Raw genomic sequence first — 21,015 nt, 5'->3', positions numbered from 1 at the left:
AGGAATGAGTTTGTTATGGTAGTTGAACTAATAAGTGTTGGAACGGAGATTTTGTTAGGTAATATAGTTAATACGAATGCACAATATTTATCGATACAATGTGCGAATTTGGGCTTGTCTTTATATTATCAAAGTGTTGTAGGAGATAATGAAGAACGATTAAGAGATGCAATTAAGACAGCACTTTTAAGGTCGGATCTTGTTATACTTACAGGAGGCTTAGGGCCAACAGTTGATGACTTGACCAAAGAGGTAACTGCATCTACCATAGGTAAAAGATTGATTTGTGATGAACATACTAAAGAAAGAATTTCTTCCTATTTTAAACAGATAAACCGTGAAACTACTGAAAGCATATGGAAACAAGCAGAAGTTATTGATGGAGCAATCGTTGTAGATAATCATAATGGAACTGCACCAGGACTTATTATAGAAACAGAAGAAGGAAAAAGAATAATTCTTCTTCCAGGGCCTCCAAATGAAATGGTACCAATGTTTCAGAATGATATCTTTCCTTATTTAAATAATTTAACTCCAGACATTATTTACTCAAAGATGATTAAAATCTGTGGAATTGGGGAAAGCTTAGCTGAGAACATGATTTCGGATCTGATTGAGAACCAAACAAATCCTACCATAGCGCCTTATGCGAAGACTGGAGAAGTTCACTTAAGAGTGACTGCGAAGGCTTCTACACAAGAAGAGGCAAAAGAGTTAATAAAACCTATAATTAAAGAAATAAAGAATCGTTTCAAGGATAATATTTATACTACACATGAAAAAGAAACGTTAGAAGAGGTGATCGTTAAATTATTAATCAAACATAATTTGATGGTAACCACTGCAGAATCTTGTACAGGAGGATTGGTTGCTGGAAGGATCGTTAATGTATCTGGCGCTTCCTCTGTCTTTAATGAAGGATTTGTCACATATTCTAATAAAGCGAAGAGAAAATATCTAGATGTCAAGAAAAGTACCTTGAGACAATTTGGTGCTGTTAGTGAAGAAACAGCAAGGGAAATGGCAACAGGAGTAGCATTGAATACAGAATCAGATACAGCTATAGCAATTACAGGTATAGCGGGTCCTGAGGGAGGAACCGAGGAGAAGCCTGTAGGACTTGTATATATAGGATGTTATGTTAATAAGAATGTGGTTGTTCATAAATATATTTTTAAAGGTAATCGTGAAAAGGTTCGAGAATATTCTGTTGTAAGTGCATTAGATTTATTACGACGTTGCATTATAGAAAATTATGAGAATTAAGATGGATAATGTAATAAACTAGAAATGTCCCCTAGAAATATTCTAGGGGACATTACATTGTAATACCATCAAAAAAGATAGAATATGAAATCGGATTAAATTTTACCATATTATTGACACAGTTATTTCATATAGTAATGAAAAAGACAAACATAACACCTATTACATAAATATCGTTAAAGGAGAATAATTTATGAAAGCACGTATATTGAAAAAATATTTAATTTTAATTATAGTATTTACAGCAAGTGTTACAATGCTTGTTGGATGTGGTAGCAAGAAAGAAAAAACGAATAAGGATATTACAGTGACAGAGACGGTAAAGCCTAGCAAAGGTGATGATGCTAATAGTGGTACAGATTCTAGCAATTCTACTGCCACGTCGAAGGAAGAAACAAATACACCAGCAAAGGAAGATACAAAAGAGCTTCCAATCTATGTTATGAATAATGATACTTTAGAAAAAGAAGATTACGTTGACATGGTTCCACAAGATAGTAAGATTACAGCTGAATTTATTGTAAATGAAGTTGTAAAAAACTTTGAACAAAATGGCGTTACAATAGGAATTAACTCTGTTACCACTAAAGGTGATACAATATATGTTGATTTTAAATCGGACAAGGCACCTTTAGCTAATGTAGGAAGTGGTGTGGAAGCAACAATATTAGATTGCATTGCGCAATCCTTAGTAGACAATCTAGATGGCCATAATAAAGTAATCTATAGAGTAGATGGAAAAGCTTATGAGAGTGGCCACATTATTTTAGATTTAAATGAAGTGTATCTAAACGATTAATTCTATTAATTTTTTATATGCAAAATTAATAAAATAAGATATAATCATAAAAGACAATTATATTATTTTGAGTTTAACATAGGTTACATAGTCTAACTAGTTAAGCTTCTAATAATGTCATTGTCTTTTATCCAATCATAGGTATTTACTTCTATAGATTAGATAGACAGAATAAAAACTGAGGTGTCTAAATGAATAGGCAAAATGATTTGTTAATAAATATTAAAAATAAACATAGTGATCTAAGCAAGGGTCAAAAGTTATTAGCTAATTATATTCTGAATAATTATGAGAAAGCAGTATTTTTAACCGCAGCAAGGTTGGGAAATGTTGTTGGAGTAAGTGAATCTACAGTTGTTCGTTTCGCTACAATATTAGGATATGATGGTTATCCAAGCATGCAAAAAGCATTAGAAGAGTTAGTGAAAAATAAATTAAATTCTGTACAACGTATGGAAGTGACTTTTGATCGAATACATCAAGAGGACATTCTAAAAACGGTACTTCATTCAGATGCTGATAAAATACGAATGACGTTGGAGGAAATTGATGAAACTGCTTTTAAAACTGCAGTTGATACAATATTGAAAGCAAAAACAATCTATATCCTTGGTGTTAGAAGTAGTGCACCACTTGCTATGTTTTTAAATTATTATTTTAATATAATATTTGATCAAGTAAAATTAATTCAGACAAGCAGTTCAAGTGAATTATTTGAACAACTTTATCGTATGAAACATAATGATGTAATTATAGGAATTAGTTTTCCAAGATATTCAAGAAGCACCATAAGTGCACTAGAATTTGCATCGAAGAGAAATGTAAACATAATAACAATAACAGATAGTTATGCCTCTCCTTTGACTGCTTTTACTTCATGCAATTTGATTGCAAGAAGTGATATGGCAAGCATAGTAGATTCATTAGTTGCCCCAATGAGCGTAATTAATGCTTTGATCGTTTCTGTTTGTATGAAAAAGCAAGGTGAAGTAATTCGAACTTTTCAATCATTAGAGGAAATCTGGAAAGAATATAAAGTATACCGAAATGATGAAGAGGTCAATAGGGAAAATGAAGTAGAACAGGAGCAAAAGAATGAGTAAAGTAATAGTTGTCGGCGGAGGTGCAGCAGGCATGTTAGCTGCAATATATGCAGCAAGAAATCAAAATGAAGTCCATTTGTATGAGAAAAATGAAAAGCTAGGTAAAAAACTTTTTATCACAGGAAAAGGTAGATGCAACATTACAAATGCATCTGATATGGATACCTTATTTGATAATGTTGTAACGAATCGAAAATTTTTATATAGCGCCTTTTATGCATATAATAATTATGATGTAATTGACTTTTTTAAGGAAATTGGATTAGAAACGAAAATCGAGAGAGGAAATCGAGTGTTTCCTGTATCTGATAAATCATCAGATGTAATTGCAGCTCTTACGAATGAATTAAAAAATCTAGGCGTTCATATATATTATGGAGCTGAGGTGGATCATATAGCAGTTAAGGAACACCAAGTTGTTGGTATTCACTTGAAAAATAAAAAAGAAGTAATTCATGCTGATAAAGTTATCGTTGCAACAGGTGGTTTGTCTTATAAAACAACAGGCTCAACAGGAGATGGATATCGTTTTGCGAAAGATTTAGGTCATCAAATCACTGATCTTACACCATCTCTCGTTCCATTTAATATAAAAGAAGATTATATCAAAGAATTACAAGGATTATCTTTAAAGAATATTAGAATTACAGTAAATTCAAAAGGAAAAGAAGTTTTTAGTGATTTTGGGGAGATGCTTTTTACACATTTCGGAGTGAGTGGACCTGTTATATTAAGTGCAAGTAGTTATGTTATTCCTTATATGAAGAATAAGGATGTTACGCTATCTATAGACTTGAAACCAGCGTTAACTATAGAACAATTAGATGCAAGAATTATTAGGGACTTTGAAGAGGTAATCAATAAACAATTTAAAAATGCTCTAGATTCCTTATTGCCTAAAAAGTTAATTCCAGTTATTATAAAACTTAGTGGAATTGATAGTGAGAAAAAGGTTAACTTAATCACAAAAGAAGAAAGGCTAAACTTAGTTCAAGCAATCAAATCAATGACGTTAGGAGTAAGCAGTCTTAGAGAATATAATGAAGCAGTTATAACAAAGGGTGGTATATCAGTCAACCAGATTAATCCTAAGACTATGGAATCAAAACTAATATCAAATGTTTATTTTATAGGTGAAGTATTAGATTTGGATGCTCTAACAGGTGGGTATAATCTTCAAATAGCATGGTCAACAGCTTACGCAGCAGGTAATGCAGTATAGTATTAAAAAGCTATTCTATTTGAAGAATTAAATAAAAAAGTTTACGGTATATCCGTTGACGGGAGGAACATATGAATTATAGTATTGCTATTGATGGGCCAGCAGGAGCAGGCAAAAGTACAATCGCGAAAAGTATAGCACAAAAATTAGAATTTATTTATGTAGATACAGGGGCAATGTATCGAGCAATCGCATTCTATTTTCTTAGAAATGGGATAAAACCAGAAGAAAATCAAAAAATCCAAGAATGCATTCATGAAATAAATATTACAATTGAATATGAAGGTGATGTTCAACAAGTAATCTTAAATGATGAAAATGTAACAGCCCATCTTCGTACTGAAGAAGTTGGAAATATGGCTTCAAAATTTGCAACAAATCGTGATGTTAGATTAAAACTTGTGGATTTACAAAGAAATATTGCTAGTACGAAAAATGTAATAATGGATGGAAGAGATATTGGAACTTATGTACTTCCAAATGCTAATCTTAAGGTATACTTAACAGCAAGCTCAACAGAAAGAGCAAAAAGAAGATGGTTAGAACTTAAAAATAAAGGTATTGAAAGTGATATTAACGAAATAGAACAAGATATCATACAAAGAGATGAGCAAGATATGAATCGCGAATTTGCTCCTCTTCGTAAGGCAGATGATGCTATTTTACTTGATAGTTCTAATATGACAATAGATGAAGTTGTAAATGAAATTATTGAATTGTATAGAAAAGGATTGATAAATTGAAGGTTGAATTAGCAAAAACAGCTGGCTTTTGTTTTGGTGTAAAAAGAGCAGTTGATATGGTATATGAAGAAGCGAGTATTCATAAAGATGTGTACACATTAGGGCCAATCATACACAATGATGAAGTGGTAGCAGATTTAGAAAAAAAAGGTGTTACTACGATTCGTGCAATGGAAGAATTAAATGATATAACTGAGGGTACAATAATCATAAGATCACATGGAGTTACTAAAGATGTTTATGATACAATAGATAAAAAAGGCTTCAAACTTTTGAATGCTACTTGCCCATTTGTAACCAAAATTCATAAAGTTGTAAAAGAACAAAGTGATTTAGGCCGAACTATTATAATTGTAGGTAACGATAAACATCCAGAAGTTGAAGGTATTAAAGGCTGGTGTGGTGGTAATGCAATCGTAATTGAAAATGCAGAGGAAGCTCATAATTTATGTTTAAATTTAGAAAAAAAAGTCTGCATTGTATCTCAGACGACATTTAATTACAAGAAATTTGAAGATTTAGTTGAAATTATCTCAGAAAAGGGTTATGATATACTTGTTTTAAATACAATCTGCAATGCTACTGAAGTAAGACAAAATGAAGCTAGGGAGTTAGCAAAGCGCTCTGATGCTATGGTAGTAATCGGCGGAAAACAGAGTTCTAACACACAAAAGTTATTTGAAATATGTAAAAGTGAATGTGAAGATACTTACTATATACAGACACTCAGTGACCTAGATTTAAACCAATTTAAATCTTTTCGTAGCGTAGGTATTACCGCAGGGGCTTCAACCCCAAATAATATTATCAAGGAGGTTCATACTAGAATGTCAGAAATGAGTTTTGAACAATTATTAGAGGAATCATTAGTAACAATACACAATGGAGAGGTAGTAGAAGGTACTGTAATTGACGTTAAAGAAGATGAAATTATCTTAAATATCGGTTATAAAGCTGATGGTATTATTACTAGAAGTGAATATACTAACACACCAAACGTAGATTTAAGAACTGTTGTTACATCAGGTGAAACAATGCAAGCAAAAGTTCTTAAAGTGAATGATGGAGAAGGACAAGTTTTATTAACTTATAAGAGACTTGCAGCAGAAAAAGGTAATAAGAGAATTGAAGAAGCTTTCAATAACAAAGAAGTACTTACAGCTAAAGTTGCAGCTGTATTAGATGGTGGTTTAAGTGTTATTGTTGATGAAGCAAGAGTATTTATTCCAGCAAGTTTAGTTTCTGATTCTTATGAAAAGAATTTACAAAAATACGCAGGAGAAGAAATTCAATTCGTTATTAGTGAATTCAATCCTAAGAGAAGAAGAGTAATCGGTGATCGTAAGCAATTATTAGTTGCGAAAAAAGCTGTATTACAAAAAGAATTATTTGAAAAGATCAAAGTAGGTATGACAGTAGAAGGTACTGTTAAAAATGTTACTGATTTTGGTGCATTCATCGATTTAGGTGGAGCTGACGGTCTTCTTCACATTTCTGAAATGTCATGGGGAAGAGTTGAAAATCCTAAGAAAGTATTCAAAGTTGGTGATGTTGTAAAAGTTCTTATCAAAGATATTCAAGGTGAAAAGATTGCACTTAGCTTAAAATTTGAAAATGAAAATCCATGGACTAAAGCAGCTACAAACTATGCTGTAGGAGCAGTTGTTACAGGTGCTGTAGCTCGTATGACTGACTTTGGAGCATTCGTTGAATTAGAACCAGGTGTTGATGCATTATTACACGTTTCTCAAATCTCTAGAGAACATGTTGAAAAACCATCAGATGTATTAAAGATTGGTCAAGAAGTTACTGCTAAAGTTGTAGACTTTAACGAAGCAGATAAGAAAATCAGCTTAAGTGTTAAAGCTCTTGAAACTCCAGAAGATGCTCAAGAAGAAGTAAAAACAGAAGAATAATATAATACCAAAAACATATAACAATAACTTTAGATAAAACCGATTGTAGATAAAGGGAGGATTTCATTGCTTAATAATTATGAAGCATTCAAAGAAGAAGTATTTAGATTAACAAGAATTGATTTAAATGCTTATAAAGAACGCCAAATGAAAAGAAGAATTGATGCTCTAATTGCCAAACATGGTATTAAAAGTTATCCTGATTATGTTAATGTTTTAAAACAAGATAAAAATATGTTTGACGAATTTGTTAATTATCTTACAATCAATGTTTCCGAATTCTATAGAAATCCAGAACAATGGGCACTTTTAGAGAAAGAGATACTGCCATACTTATTTGATTCGTTTGGTAAAAATATAAAAATATGGAGTGCTGCATGTTCTACTGGTGATGAACCATATTCATTAGTAATGTTATTATCCAAATTTATGCCTTTAAATAAAATTAAAGTTATCGCAACTGATATCGATAAACAAGTATTAGATAAAGCAAGAATGGGTTTGTATAATGATAAGAGTTTAAAAGCATTACCAAAAGAATTTATAGACAAATATTTTAATAAAGTCAATGATAGAGCTTATCAGATTAATGATAGTATTAAAGCTTGTGTTGAATTTAAACAACATAATTTATTAAAAGATGAGTATCCTATGAATTGCGATTTAATAATTTGTAGGAATGTGCTAATCTACTTTACTGAAGAAGCAAAGAATGATATCTATATGAAGTTCAATCGTTCTTTAAAAAAGGACGGAATACTTTTTGTAGGAAGTACAGAACAGATTATTCAACCTCAAATGTTAGGATATTCTTCTCATAAATCCTTCTTCTATAAGAAAGTGTAACATTTTTTTGATTGATTAAGGTAGTATCATAAGTATTCTTATATACTTTTATATTTAAAAAGACTGTATCAAAATATTAATTTTAATATTTTGAACAGTCTTTTTTTGCTAAAAGTTTTTATTATTTTTTAGTTGATTTATATATTAATATCTAGTATATTATTTGTAGATACTGACAGGGAGGAAGAATAATGCAAGAACGAGTGAATGTTGCGGTAGATGCAATGGGTGGAGATAATGCACCTGGTCAAATTGTAAAAGGCGCAGTTTTAGCTATTAATGAAAGAAAAGACATTAAAGTATTTCTTGTTGGTAAAAAAGAAGCAATTAATACTGAATTAGCAGCTTATACTTATGATAAGGAACAAATAGAAGTTATTAATGCGGATGATATCATTACCAATGATGAAGCCCCTGTTATGGCAATCAGAAGAAAAAAAGAATCATCCATTGTTATTGCTCTTAACCTTGTAAAGGAAGGTATTGCTGATGCTTTTGTATCTGCTGGAAGTACTGGTGCTATTCTTGTTGGTGGACAATTTATAATTGGTAGAATCAAAGGAGTAGAAAGACCGCCGCTTGCACCACTTATTCCTACAACCAAAGGTGTATCTTTACTAATTGATTGCGGAGCGAATGTTGATGCTAGATCTTCACACCTGATACAGTTTGCTAAAATGGGTTCAATATATATGGAGAATATCATTGGTATAAAGAATCCAAGAGTAGCAATCGTAAATATAGGAGCTGAAGAAGAAAAGGGAAATACGCTTGTAAAAGAGACATATCCACTTCTTAAGAACTGTAAAGATATTAATTTCATAGGAAGTATTGAAGCTAGAGATATTCCAAGTGGTTTTGCAGATGTAATAGTTTGTGAAGCATTTGTTGGAAATGTCATTCTAAAACTCTATGAAGGCTTAAGTACAACTCTTATCGGTGAGATTAAAAGAGGTTTGATGAGTACCCTAAAGAGTAAAATTGGTGCTGCTTTATCAAAACCTGCATTAAAAGCAACATTAAAGGATTTTGATGCAACCAAATATGGTGGAGCTCCACTGTTAGGATTAAATGGACTTGTTGTGAAGACTCATGGAAGCGCAAAAAGTGTGGAAGTTAAAAATTCGATTATACAATGCACAACATTCAAAGAGCAACGAATCAATGAAAAAATAAAAGAAAATATTATGAAGATTGAATAAATGTCAAGAAAGGTGATTAACATGGAATTTGAAAAATTAAAAAAAATTATTAGTGAAGTACTTAACGTAGATGAAGATGAGATTACAATGGATACTACTTTTGTAGATGATTTAGGAGCTGACTCTTTAGACATATTCCAAATCATTATGGGAATTGAAGAAGAATTTGATATCGAAATTGCGAATGAAGAAGCAGAAAATATCGTAACTGTTAGTGATGCAGTAGATCAAATTAAAAACGCAATTAACTAATATTAAAAGCCCTTTTTCAAAAGGGCTTTTTGTTTAAAGAAGGAAAAATATAGAAGAGTTGTAAACACATAACAATTATACATTTGAAAGGCAAGGTAATAATATGACGAACATGGAAATGATTCGAAAATTTGAAGACGTGATTCATTATCAGTTCAATGATAAGAAAATTTTAAGACAAGCGCTTACTCATAGCTCATTTTCTAATGAAAAAAGGCTAGATAAACTAGCAAATAACGAACGCTTAGAATTCTTAGGGGATGCAGTCCTAGAATTAGTAACAAGTGAGTATATCTATAAAAAGAACAGTAATATGTTAGAAGGAGATCTAACAAAGCTTCGTGCGAGCATTGTTTGTGAACAAACATTATCATTTTGTGCGCGTGAGATTAATTTGGGAGACTATATACTTCTTGGAAAAGGGGAAGCAGCAACTGGAGGTAGAGAACGTAATTCGATTCTTTCGGATGCGCTGGAAGCAGTTATTGGAGGAATATATCTTGACGGTGGTTTTACTAATGCAAAAGAGTTTATCACGAACTATATTTTATCTGATATTGATAATAAAAAGCTCTTTTTTGATAGCAAGACTATCTTACAAGAAATTATCCAGAGTAGATTTAAAGAGCCTCTTCGATATGAGTTAATAAGTGAAGAGGGGCCTGATCATAATAAAAAATTTACGGTAGTAGCGTTCATAGGAGAAAAAGAGCTAGGCACAGGAATTGGAAGAACCAAGAAAGCCGCCGAACAAGAAGCTGCGTATCAATCTATTTTAAAATTAAGATCACAGAATATTTCGTAGGTGGGAGAAGGGTTAGATGTATTTAAAGAGTTTACAAATTCATGGTTTTAAATCATTTGCTAATAAATTAGTATTTGAATTTAACGATGGAATTACAGGTATCGTAGGGCCAAATGGTAGTGGTAAAAGTAATGTTGGTGATGCTGTCCGTTGGGTATTAGGGGAACAAAGTGCAAAACAGCTAAGAGGAGCGAAGATGGAAGATGTCATCTTCTCTGGTACAGAAACTAGAAAACCTCTTGGTTTTGCTTTTGTAGCGATAACACTTGATAATTCGGATCATAAGTTACCAATTGAATATGATGAAGTAACGGTAGCCAGGAGAGTATATCGTTCTGGTGAAAGTGAATATCTGATTAATGGTAATACTTGCAGATTGAAAGACGTTCAAGAATTATTCTTAGATACTGGTATTGGTAAAGAAGGATATTCAATTATCGGCCAAGGTCAAATAGATAAGATTCTAAGTGGAAAGCCAGAAGATAGAAGAGAACTCTTTGATGAAGCAGCGGGTATTGTGAAATTTAAAAAGAGAAAACTTACTGCAGAGAAGAATCTAGAAGAAGAAAGATTAAATTTAAGTCGTATTAATGATATTTTATCTGAAATAGAAAAACAGGTTAAACCATTAGAGAATCAGTCCGTAGTCGCAAGAGAATATTTGAAATACAAAGAGGACTTAAAGAACCTGGATGTAAATATGTTCTTAATGGAATACGATCGGATCTACGATGAAAAGAAGAATTATGATGGAAAGATAAATATTGCTGGCAATGACTTATCTCAGGCAAAGAGTGATTACGAAAAGACAAAAGATGAATATGAAAAGTTAGAGTTACAATTGGAGGAATACAATAATAATATTGAACTTGATAAGAATTCACTAGGCGAAGTTAAGATAAATAAAGAAAAGTTAGAATCTGAGATAAAAGTATTAAAAGAACAAATAGTTACTGCAAATAATAGTAGTGAGTTCTATGAAACACGTAAAACCACAATATATAACGATATTGAAGATAAAACAAAAGAATTAGAAAAATATCAAAACGATAAGAATGAGATTACAGAAAAGCTCTCATCTTTGGATAGCATTCAATCGGAAGCGAGTGCCGAGTTGAAAGCAATTACAGAGAATATCGAGAATTATATGAAAAGCATTGAAGAACTCAATTCAGATACTTTTGAATTAATGAATGAAAATTCGAATACCAAAGCGAAACTTCAACGTTATGAAATGATGTTAGAACAGAATAACATTAAGAAAGTTGAATTAAATCAAAGATTAATAAAAAGTAAAAGTGATGAAGTAATTCAAGAAGATTCAATTAAAGAGAATGAAGGTAAATTAAAAGCTGTTGAAGATCTAATTGCTGAACGAACAGTTAAAAATGGGGATTTGCAATCGAAGGTTCAAGAGATTAGAAATAATCTTAATATTCAATCGAAAACATTAAATGATAAACAGCAAGAATATCATAGAGAACGTTCTAAATTAGATTCCTTAAAGAATATTACAGAACGATATGAGGGTTATGGTAATAGTATTCGTAAAGTAATGGAACAAAAAGATAAGAAGGCAGGAGTTATTGGTGTTGTCGCTGATATCATTAAAGTTAACAAAGAATATGAAACAGCTGTTGAGATTGCGTTAGGTGGTAGCATACAAAATATCGTAACAGATACGGATACTACTGCAAAAGATTTGATTGAATTCTTAAAGAAAAATAAATATGGTAGAGCGACCTTCTTACCATTAACCAACATTACAAATAAGAATTCTTTTTATAATGAGAAGGCATTAAAGGAACCCGGTGTTATCGGACTTGCTAGTTCTTTGGTTGACACAGATCATAAATTTGATGAATTAATTGATTATTTACTTGGAAGAATAGTTGTAGTTGATCATATTAACAATGCTATTGCATTAGCTAAGAAATATAATTATTCCTTACGTATTGTAACGATTGAAGGTGAATTATTAAGTGCAGGCGGATCAATGTCTGGTGGTGCTTACAAGAATTCAAGTAATCTATTAAGTAGAAGAAGAGAAATTGAAGAAATAGAGAAGAATATATCAACTATTACTGAAGATATAAATCGAATGAATAAGCAGATAGAAGTATCAAAGCAGCATGAGAATACATGTTTAACAAGTATAGAAGAGAATAAAAAAGAAGTTCAAGAACAATATATTCTTCAAAATACATTGAAAATTAATTTAAAACAAACATTAGCAAAGCGTGAAGAAATTCTATCAATTTACCAACAAATCAGTAATGAAAGTAAAGAAATAGAATCACAAAGTAAAGAGTTGAATAAGAATATAGAAAGTCTTAAATTAAACTTACAACAAAAGGAAGACCAAAGTAAAGAAAATGAAATAAGAATAGAAGAAATTAATTCATTTTTAGAAAAAGAAAGATTAATTGAAAAAAGTTTTCATGAGAAAGTTGCATCGATTAAAATTGATTTTTCAGCATTGGAACAGAGTAATCAATTCTTGCTAGAAAATATAAGACGTGTTAAGAGTGAACTTAAGAAATATGAAGAAGAAGTTGATGCTATTAATGGTAATATTGCAGAAATGCAAAATCAAGTAGCTGATAAAGAAGTTATCATTCATAATACAAAAGAAAAAATACTGGAGTATTCAACTGTACTTGAAACCTTAGAGCAAAATATTGCAAACTTGTTAAAAGATAAAGATGATATTACAAAATCACATAAAGAATTTTTTACAAAAAGAGAAGAGTTACAACGTGGCATTAATGAATTAGATAAAGAAGTGTTCCGTTTATCCAGTCAGAAAGAAAAGTTAATGGAACAATCGGAGAGCTTGATTAATTATATGTGGGAAGAATATGAACTTACATATAATAATGCATTATCTTTACGCAATTCAGAATATGACAATATTCAACAGATGAAGAAGCTCATTTCTGATTTAAAAAATAAGATAAAGAATCTTGGAGATGTTAATGTTAATGCCATTGAAGATTTTAAAGCATTGATGGAACGATATGAATTACTAAAAACTCAAAGAGATGATTTAGTAGCTGCAGAAGAAGTATTAAAAGATATTATCGTAGAACTTGATACAGAAATGCGTAAGCAATTTGAAGAGAAGTTTCAAGAGATAAAAACACAGTTTAATATAGTATTCAAGGAACTTTTTGGAGGCGGAAAAGGTACTCTAGAGCTTATGGAAGATGAGGATATCCTTGAAGCAGGTATTCGTATTGTAGCACAACCACCAGGAAAGAAACTGCAGAATATGATGCAATTATCTGGTGGAGAAAAAGCTTTAACTGCTGTTTCGTTATTATTTGCAATTCAGAATCTAAAACCATCTCCATTCTGTTTATTAGATGAGATAGAAGCTGCGTTAGATGATTCAAATGTAAAAAGATGTGCAAGATATCTTAAGAAGTTAACAAAACATACGCAATTTATCGTAATCACTCATAGGCGTGGTACGATGGAAGCTGCGGATGTATTATATGGTATTACCATGCAAGAAAAAGGAATTTCTACATTAGTATCAGTTAATTTAATTGAAAATGAATTAGATAAGTAGTATAATACTTTAAACTGATAAATTACTAAATAGTATCCGTAACTTTGTAGTAGTAATTCTATTGAATAAATACTATAAATGAAAGGATCCTAGTATCCTTTCATTAACTATAAAATGACAAATATTAGTATATTTAGAGGTGACATATGGGAGAAAAGAAAAAAGGTTTTTTTAGTAAATTAGTATCTGGTTTGACTAAGACGAGAGATAATATTGTCTCTGGTATCGATTCTATTTTTAGTGGTTTTTCAAATATTGATGACGATTTCTATGAAGAATTAGAAGAAATTCTAATCATGGCAGATTTGGGAATCAACACAACAACTGCAATCATTGAAGATTTGCGCGCGAAAGTCAAAGAAAATAAAATTAAAGAACCAAAAGAATGTAAGGAACTCTTAATCAGCAGTATCAAAGACCAAATGAAAGTTGGAGAAACCGCTTACGAATTTGAGGATAAAAAATCAATCGTTCTATTAATTGGTGTAAATGGTGTTGGTAAGACAACATCAGTTGGCAAGTTGGCTGGTCAGTTAAAAGATATGAATAAAAAGGTTATGGTTGCAGCAGCAGATACATTTCGTGCAGCAGCAATTGAACAATTAACAGAATGGGCAAATCGAGCTAGGGTTGATATTATAGCTCAACAAGAAGGTTCAGACCCAGCAGCTGTTATTTATGACGCGGTAACTGCAGCAAAAGCAAGAAATGTAGATGTACTTATTTGCGATACTGCAGGAAGATTACACAATAAAAAGAACCTTATGGAAGAACTTAAGAAAATTGATCGTGTTATTGACCGAGAATATAAGGATGCTTACCGAGAGACTTTAGTCGTTGTTGATGGTACAACTGGACAAAATGCGTTAGCACAGGCGAAACAATTTAGTGAAATTGCAGATGTTACAGGCATCATTTTGACAAAATTAGATGGTACCGCTAAAGGTGGTATCGCTATCGCAATTCAATCAGAACTTGGTATTCCAGTAAAATATATTGGAATTGGAGAAAGTATCGACGATTTACAGAAATTTGATGCGGATGATTTTGTAAATGCATTGTTTAAAACAAACGAAGGTGATGATGTAACTATTTAGTCAATTTGCGAAATTTAATAGAGATACTACTATGACTTAACGTCATATTAAAATAGCAAATAAAAGGAGATAAGCGACATGATGACATTGGACAAATTTGAAGAAGCAACAGAAGCCGTCAAGAAAGTAATATTAAAAACAGACTTAGTGTATAGTGATTATTTTTCAGAATCAACTGGTAATAAGGTGTATTTAAAACCGGAAAATATGCAGTTTACTGGTGCATATAAAGTTAGAGGAGCTTATTATAAGATTAGCACATTATCACAAGAAGAAAGAGATAAAGGGCTTATCACAGCATCTGCCGGTAATCATGCACAAGGAGTAGCTTATGCAGCTAAATTGTATAATGCTAAAGCTACCATTGTTATGCCTACTACTACCCCACTAATTAAAGTTAACAGAACGAAAAGTTATGGTGCAAATGTAGTACTGCACGGGGATGTTTATGATGAAGCATACAAACATGCATGTGAATTAGCAAAAGAAAATGGATACACTTTTATCCATCCATTTGATGATGAAGTAGTAGCAACTGGTCAGGGAACGATTGCAATGGAGATATTCAAAGAACTTCCTACTGTTGATATTATCTTGGTTCCAATTGGTGGTGGCGGATTAGCTGCTGGCGTATCAACATTGGCTAAATTATTAAATCCAAAGATTAAAGTCATAGGTGTTGAACCATTAGGCGCAAACTGTATGCAAGAATCTCTAAAGGCTGGACATGTGGTTACGTTACCTGCTGTTGATACAATTGCAGATGGTACAGCAGTTAAGACACCTGGAAGCACTATTTTCTCATATATTCAAGAAAATATTGATGAAGTAATTACAGTAGAAGATCATGAACTTATTGTAAGCTTCCTAGACATGATTGAAAATCATAAAATGGTTGTAGAGAATTCTGGCTTATTAACAGTTGCAGCTCTAAAACATTTAGATTGTAAAGATAAAAAAGTCGTTTCCATATTAAGCGGCGGTAATATGGATGTAATCACTGTTTCTTCAATTGTTCAACATGGTTTATTACAACGTGGTAGAATATTTACAGTTTCTGTACAACTACCAGATAGACCTGGTGAATTGGTTCGTGTTGCTGATATTATAGCAAAATTACAAGGTAATATTATTCGATTAGATCATAATCAGTTTATAAGTACGAATCGTAATAGCGCTGTAGAATTGTGTATAACTATGGAAGCTTATGGACATGAGCATAAAGATACCATAGTCAAAGCACTTCGTGATCATGGATATGATGCAAAAGTTGTCCAACCCAAAAATTTATATCAATAGTATTTTTATATAATTCCTTAAAAAAGAATTTAATACAAAGAATTTTAGGTACAGTTACATAGATTAGTGGCTATTGCACGATTTGATTTTAATGGTGCGATAGCCATTTTCTAAGTTATGTGATTGAAAAAAATAACAGTTAGAGTATTCGTGTAAATAAATTGCTATTAATGTAGTTGAAAATTACTATTTATGTAAATCTGTTTACAAAATATAAATGGTGTTATATAATTATTATAAATTATTTTTATTTCAATATTTCTATAATTAACTCTACACTCTTTATAAAATCTATCTAGCACATTCTTAAATTCTAAGCTTCAATATATCCCCATAGTGAAAAATGAAATGATTGGATAAACAGATTTTTATAAATTTCATCCTATTAGCTTAATAAATATTATTATAAAGTAAAGAAAGTAGATTGATTATAGTGAATAATGGAATCTGAAATAATAAAAAGTAAATAACTCAAATTTCGTAGTATTAAGTTTTCTTCTCACTTGCTAGCCAAACGGTGAATATATATATTGATTTACCCGAATATATTAAGAAGATTATTGATTATTAAGCTATGTAGTTTGTTGGAAATAAGGAGGTTGGAATAAAAGAAAACTCTATTAGCATGGTTCAAGAATAAAGAAAAAGTAATAATGATAGGAATACAGAGTAGTTAAAATCAATCAAAAGCATGAATTCAGAGAAGCAAAAATGAGTTGACAACATTAAAAAAATATATTACTATAAATATAAGATAAGAACATTAGTTCGTTAGAGAAGGAGAATATAAATGGCAAAGGACGATAATAAATTAAAAGCGTTAGAATCAGCGCTAGCACAGATAGAAAAACAATATGGTAAAGGTTCAGTTATGAAGTTAGGTGATACAAGCGCTCATATGAATATTGAGACAGTTCCTACAGGTTCAATTAGTTTAGATATAGCGTTAGGATTAGGTGGAGTTCCAAAGGGAAGAATTATTGAGGTATATGGTCCAGAATCTAGTGGTAAGACAACAGTTGCCTTACATATTGTGTCGGAAGTTCAAAAAAGAGGTGGAATAGCAGGCTTTATTGATGCAGAACATGCATTAGATCCTGCTTATGCTAAGAAGATAGGTGTTGACATTGATAACCTATATATATCACAACCAGATAACGGAGAACAAGCATTAGAAATTACAGAGACAATGGTACGTTCTGGAGCAGTTGATATTGTCATCGTTGACTCTGTTGCCGCATTAGTTCCAAGAGCAGAAATTGATGGTGATATGGGTGATAGTCATGTTGGTTTACAAGCAAGATTGATGTCACAAGCACTACGTAAATTAACAGCAGTTATCAGTAAGTCAAATTGTATTGTTATCTTTATCAATCAGCTACGTGAAAAAGTAGGTGTTATGTTTGGTAGTCCAGAAACAACAACTGGTGGTAGAGCTTTAAAATTCTATTCTTCAATTAGACTTGATGTAAGAAGAATTGAGGCATTAAAACAAGGCGGAGATATCGTAGGTAATAGAACTAGAATTAAGGTAGTTAAGAATAAGATTGCGCCACCTTTTAAGGAAGCAGAGTTTGATATTATGTTTGGACAAGGAATCTCTAGAGAAGGTGATGTACTAGATCTTGCTGCTAATGAGAATATTGTAATAAAAAGTGGTGCTTGGTATGCATACAACGATGCTAAAATTGGTCAAGGACGTGAAAATGCAAAGATTTACTTAAAGGAAAATCCTGATATTTTTGCAGAAATTGAGAAAAAAGTACGTGAGAAATATAATCTAGAAGATGGTGTGGTAGCAAACACAAATACTACTTTAGAAAAAGAAGAAACAGAAGAATAGATAAAAAAATAGACTGGATAATAGTCATAGTCTTGGACATAAATTAAAAGTGAAAAGGAATAATCAATACTATTTTATAGATATATGAATATATATTATATTCAATCTTTTAAGATGGTATTTGAATGTACCTTTTCATTTTTTATTATATGGATTATAGTAGTAAATGAATAATTAACTATAGATACATTACGAAATAAAGTAGTTGTCACAATTTTTATGAATATTTGTGATAGTAATCAATAAAATATGTAGATAGAGGAAAGATAATGATAATTACAAAGTTAGAAGCAATTGATAAGAAGAAGTATAAAGTGTATATAGAATATGAATATAGTTTTTTGTTATATAGTACGGATATACGCAAGTATAAGTTAGAAGAAGGGCTCGATATGACACAGGAACTTTATGAAGAGATAATAACGGATACAGTATTAAGACGTGGTAAACAAAAAGCACTAGCTATCTTAAAATTTATGGATCGTACAGAGAATGAATTACGTCAAAAATTAAAACAAGGGGATTATGCTGAAAAGTTAATTGATGTTATAATTGAGTATATTAAATCCTATCATTATATTGACGATGAGAGATATGCTTACAATTATGTTCGTTCGAAGAAGGATGCAAAGAGTAAGAGACAGATACAAATGGAATTACATAATAAGGGCATAGAAAAATCAATTATAGAAGCAGCGTTGGAAGATGAGTTAGAAAATGATGATAGTGCAATTAAAAGAGCTATTGCTAAAAAGACAAATGATATAGAGTCGCTTACACAAATAGAAAAACAAAAATTAGCTGCATCTCTTTATCGAAAGGGATTTCGAAGTGAAGATATAAGAAAATATTTATCTTAATTTAGTGTGAAATAATATGATACTAAAATGATTAAATACAATTTTGAAATTTATTAGTGTAATATTCAAATAATATATATATTTATTATTAATTTGATGTAAAAAAATGAATTTTTAACTAAATTTATGACATAATGCATAAATTTGTTGCTAGTATACTTGACATACTAGTAAAAACAGTATAAAATTTATATGTTGTATGTTTGTACAATGAAAACTAAATAAAGGAGGTGCTCCTGTGGATATATTAACTTTAGTAATCACATTTATTGTTACTTTTGTTATAACAGCTCCTGTCGCTTGGAAAATTGCAACTTCCTACCGTATTAAAGTTGTTGAGGCTAAAATAGGTAGTGCAGAAGACAAGGCAAGAGAAATCATAGATGAAGCTATTAAGTCAGCGGAAACTAAGAAAAGAGAAGCCCTACTCGAAGCGAAGGAAGAGTCTTTAAAGACTAAGAATGAGATCGAGAAGGAAACAAAGGAACGTCGAAGTGAATTACAACGTTATGAAAAGCGTGTTCTATCTAAAGAAGAAACTCTTGATAGAAAGACTGAAGCACTTGAGAAGAAAGAATCTAAGCTTACTTTGAAAGAAAATGAACTAGACAGATTAAAATCAGAAGTGGAAGACTTTCATAGCAAGCAATTACAGGAGTTAGAAAAAATTTCTGGATTTACCTCCGAACAAGCGAAAGATTATCTTTTAAAAACTGTTGAAGATGAAGTTAAACATGAAACGGCAATGTTAGTAAAGGAACTTGAAAACAAAGCAAAAGAAGAGGCTGACAAAAAAGCGAAAGAATATGTTGTAACAGCGATTCAAAAATGCGCAGCTGACCACGTTGCAGAAACTACAATTTCAGTTGTTCAACTTCCTAATGATGAGATGAAGGGAAGAATTATTGGTAGGGAAGGACGTAATATTCGTACTTTAGAAACCATGACTGGGGTAGATTTAATTATTGATGATACTCCAGAAGCAGTAATCCTATCCGGATTTGATCCAATGAGAAGAGAAGTAGCTAGAATTGCACTTGAAAAATTAATTATTGATGGAAGAATACATCCAGCAAGAATTGAAGAGATGGTGGAAAAGGCTCAAAAAGAAGTTGAAGTTATGATTCGTGAAGAAGGCGAAGCCGCACTATTAGAAGTAGGAGTTCATGGTATTCATCCTGAACTAGTCCGCTTACTTGGAAAGATGAAGTTTAGAACAAGTTATGGACAAAATACTTTAAAGCATTCAATCGAAGTTGCACATTTATCTGGGCTTTTAGCTGGTGAGATTGGTGTTGATGTAAGAATGGCGAAAAGAGCCGGATTATTACATGACATAGGTAAATCAGTTGACCACGAAATGGAAGGTTCTCATGTTCAAATAGGTGTAGATTTATGTAGAAAGTACAAAGAATCTCCTATTGTTATTAATGCAGTAGAATCTCATCATGGAGATGCTGAACCTGAAACGTTAATCGCTTGTATTGTTCAAGCAGCTGATACAATATCTGCTGCAAGACCTGGTGCGAGAAGAGAAACGTTAGAAACTTACACAAACAGATTGAAACAATTAGAAGATATTACAAATGGCTTTAAAGGGGTAGATAAGTCCTTTGCAATACAAGCTGGTAGAGAAATACGAGTTATGGTTGTACCAGAACAAATCAATGATGCTGATATGATTTTACTTGCTAGAGACTTATCAAAACAAATTGAATCTGAATTGGAATATCCAGGTCAGATTAAGGTAAATGTTATAAGAGAATCAAGAGTCATAGATTACGCAAAATAACGAAAAAATTGCATTACAAAGTGATGTAAAACTAAGAAATTAGTTTTGCATCGCTTTTTTTTAATTTTATTATATTTTATTAACGTTATTATAGATTTGAGCATAATTAATAAGTTTATTTTGTAAGTTTTTTACCTTATTTCATAGCTAGCAAAAGATTATAATGATTGTTTCATTTTGACAGTATAATATTTTTTTACTTATTAATAATAATTAGAAATATGATAAGAAAAAATAATAGATAGTATTAATATAAAAATGAATTATATATGCAGAGGACTTGCAAAAATAATGTCGTTTCTATGATGGACACCCCTTAAATAGTACGTTTAGTAAAAAAAACAATAAAAGTAAGAAGTTACCATAAGAATAACTTGCAAAATTGCATATGAT

Annotated in this window: 16 protein-coding genes; all 16 read left to right on the top strand. The window is 31.3% G+C overall.

All coding sequences use genetic code 11. The annotated features are described in order from the left end of the window. Positions 1–15 precede the first annotated feature (15 nt). The 16 genes from bsdtb5_RS13710 to rny all read left to right on the top strand — a co-directional run bounded on the left by bsdtb5_RS13710 (position 16) and on the right by rny (position 20,622). Positions 16–1,266: a competence/damage-inducible protein A gene (locus tag bsdtb5_RS13710; protein WP_271712543.1), complete on the top strand. Its 1,251-nt coding sequence runs from the start codon at positions 16–18 to the stop codon at positions 1,264–1,266. 193 nt (positions 1,267–1,459) lie between these two features. Next, positions 1,460–2,065: a GerMN domain-containing protein gene (locus bsdtb5_RS13705; protein ID WP_271712542.1), complete on the top strand. Its 606-nt coding sequence runs from the start codon at positions 1,460–1,462 to the stop codon at positions 2,063–2,065. 191 nt (positions 2,066–2,256) lie between these two features. Further along, entirely contained in the window at positions 2,257–3,168 is a 912-nt protein-coding gene (locus tag bsdtb5_RS13700) for a MurR/RpiR family transcriptional regulator (RefSeq protein WP_271712541.1), read from the top strand. Beyond that, complete coding sequence (locus tag bsdtb5_RS13695) at positions 3,161–4,390, top strand: BaiN/RdsA family NAD(P)/FAD-dependent oxidoreductase (RefSeq protein ID WP_271712540.1); 1,230 nt, start codon at positions 3,161–3,163, stop codon at positions 4,388–4,390. The genes bsdtb5_RS13700 and bsdtb5_RS13695 overlap by 8 nt, the downstream gene beginning before the upstream one ends. A gap of 71 nt (positions 4,391–4,461) precedes the next feature. Continuing rightward, positions 4,462–5,133: a (d)CMP kinase gene (gene cmk, locus bsdtb5_RS13690; RefSeq protein ID WP_271712539.1), complete on the top strand. Its 672-nt coding sequence runs from the start codon at positions 4,462–4,464 to the stop codon at positions 5,131–5,133. Between the two features lie 56 nt (positions 5,134–5,189). Continuing rightward, a complete protein-coding gene (locus bsdtb5_RS13685) occupies positions 5,190–7,049 on the top strand; it encodes a bifunctional 4-hydroxy-3-methylbut-2-enyl diphosphate reductase/30S ribosomal protein S1 (RefSeq protein WP_408628627.1) in 1,860 nt (619 codons plus the stop codon). Positions 7,050–7,115: 66 nt separating this feature from the next. Further along, the gene (locus bsdtb5_RS13680) at positions 7,116–7,895 is read left to right on the top strand and encodes a CheR family methyltransferase (protein WP_271712538.1); all 780 of its coding nucleotides are present in this window, start codon (positions 7,116–7,118) and stop codon (positions 7,893–7,895) included. A 191-nt stretch (positions 7,896–8,086) separates the two neighbouring features. Further along, positions 8,087–9,097, top strand: coding sequence for a phosphate acyltransferase PlsX (gene plsX, locus bsdtb5_RS13675; RefSeq protein ID WP_271712537.1), 1,011 nt, complete (start codon positions 8,087–8,089; stop codon positions 9,095–9,097). A gap of 21 nt (positions 9,098–9,118) precedes the next feature. After that, positions 9,119–9,349 (top strand): acyl carrier protein, encoded by a 231-nt coding sequence (gene acpP / locus bsdtb5_RS13670; protein ID WP_271716109.1) that lies wholly within the window; start codon positions 9,119–9,121, stop codon positions 9,347–9,349. A gap of 112 nt (positions 9,350–9,461) precedes the next feature. Then, complete coding sequence (gene rnc, locus bsdtb5_RS13665) at positions 9,462–10,154, top strand: ribonuclease III (protein WP_271716108.1); 693 nt, start codon at positions 9,462–9,464, stop codon at positions 10,152–10,154. A gap of 16 nt (positions 10,155–10,170) precedes the next feature. Further along, positions 10,171–13,731 carry a chromosome segregation protein SMC gene (gene smc / locus bsdtb5_RS13660; protein WP_271712536.1) on the top strand — a complete coding sequence of 1,187 codons (3,561 nt, stop codon included), beginning with the start codon at positions 10,171–10,173 and terminating at the stop codon, positions 13,729–13,731. Positions 13,732–13,877: 146 nt separating this feature from the next. After that, positions 13,878–14,828 carry a signal recognition particle-docking protein FtsY gene (ftsY, locus tag bsdtb5_RS13655; protein ID WP_271712535.1) on the top strand — a complete coding sequence of 317 codons (951 nt, stop codon included), beginning with the start codon at positions 13,878–13,880 and terminating at the stop codon, positions 14,826–14,828. Positions 14,829–14,906: 78 nt separating this feature from the next. Then, positions 14,907–16,127, top strand: a complete 1,221-nt coding sequence (gene ilvA, locus bsdtb5_RS13650; RefSeq protein ID WP_271712534.1) for a threonine ammonia-lyase — start codon at positions 14,907–14,909, stop codon at positions 16,125–16,127. Between the two features lie 790 nt (positions 16,128–16,917). Beyond that, positions 16,918–17,970: a recombinase RecA gene (gene recA, locus bsdtb5_RS13645; RefSeq protein WP_271712533.1), complete on the top strand. Its 1,053-nt coding sequence runs from the start codon at positions 16,918–16,920 to the stop codon at positions 17,968–17,970. Between the two features lie 269 nt (positions 17,971–18,239). Continuing rightward, entirely contained in the window at positions 18,240–18,830 is a 591-nt protein-coding gene (locus bsdtb5_RS13640) for a regulatory protein RecX (protein WP_271712532.1), read from the top strand. Between the two features lie 238 nt (positions 18,831–19,068). Then, on the top strand, positions 19,069–20,622 hold the full coding sequence (gene rny / locus bsdtb5_RS13635; RefSeq protein WP_271712531.1) for a ribonuclease Y: 1,554 nt from the start codon (positions 19,069–19,071) through the stop codon (positions 20,620–20,622). Positions 20,623–21,015: the final 393 nt, after the last annotated feature.

Origin of the sequence: Anaeromicropila herbilytica (assembly GCF_016591975.1) — a bacterium.
GTDB classification, from domain to species: Bacteria; Bacillota; Clostridia; order Lachnospirales; family Lachnospiraceae; genus Anaeromicropila; species Anaeromicropila herbilytica.
The sequence above is the reverse complement of the archived record's forward strand: the minus strand, read 5'-3'. Positions and strand labels throughout refer to the sequence as shown.